Origin of the sequence: Streptomyces sp. NPDC005017 (assembly GCF_042873115.1) — a bacterium.
Lineage (GTDB): Bacteria > Actinomycetota > Actinomycetes > Streptomycetales > Streptomycetaceae > Streptomyces.
Map to the genome: position 1 here is coordinate 1 of NZ_JBIALD010000068.1, position 1076 is coordinate 1076.

The 1076-nt window shown below is 68.0% G+C and carries 1 protein-coding gene; it reads left to right on the forward strand.

From position 1 onward, the window contains the following. On the forward strand, positions 1-1057 hold a 1057-nt coding region (locus ACFYR0_RS37800; protein WP_389338937.1), incomplete at its 5' end, for an IS4 family transposase. Positions 1058-1076: the final 19 nt, after the last annotated feature.

Here is a 1076-nt window from a genome sequence, read left to right on the forward strand (position 1 = left end):
CGGCCGCGGCCAGGCCTGCGCCTTCTACCGGGGGCTGCGCGTGGTCGCGGTGGACGGCACCACGCTGACCGCGCCTGACGAGGAGGCCGTGACCTGGTGCTACCCCAAGCACGTCGGCCAGGTTCGCACTTTCGGTTATCCGCTGGTGCGGCTGGTGGCCCTGGTGGAGTGCGGGACCCGCGCACTGCTGGGGGCCTGCTTCGGCCCCGACGGCACCGGTGAGCTGGCCTACGCCCACCGCTTACTGAACCGCCTGGACGCCTCGATGGTGCTGCTGGCGGACGCCTACTACGACGCGTTCGGCTTCCTGCGCGCCGTCACGGACACCGGATCCCACTTCGTGCTGCGCTCCACCCGCAAGCGGCGGCCGTCCCTGCGCAGGCCGCTTCCCGACGGCTCCTACCTGACCGTCGTCCAGCGGCGCGAGTACCGCGCGGGGCACGGGTACGAACAGCTTGAAGTGCGGGTGATCGAGGCGTGGATCACCGTCACCCTCGCCGACGGCACCCGACGCTGTGAGCTGTGGCGGCTGCTGACCGACCTGCTTGACGCTGAACGTTATCCCGCACGGGAGCTGCTGGAGCTATATCACCGCAGGTGGCAGGCGGAGACGTGCTACTTCTCGCTGAAGTCCACAATCTTGGACGGGCGAGTGCTGCGCTCGCGCACCGTCCCCGGCCTCGAGCAGGAGATCTACGCACTGCTGGTCTCCTACCAGGCACTGATCAGAGTGGCCGATGACATCACGACGGCCTGCCCGGGCCTGTCAGCACAGAGGATCAGCTTCACCGTCCTGCTCCAGGCCGCCGCCGACCAGATCGTTGCCGCCCGGGGTGCTGCCCCGGACGCCCCCGTCGCCTTGGTAGCGGCCATCGGCCGCGCTGTGCTGGGGGCTCTGCTCCCATCCCGTCCCCGTCAGCGTCTGAAAGCCCGCTACCGCAAGACCGCGAGCAAATACAGCTTCAAGCGAGGCGATCACCCTCGCACCGTCCAGGCATACACACTGGAGGTGCAGATCATCCAGGACGGCGTCCTTGACACCACCCCCAAAACCTAAAAGCAACGGTGTTGCACGT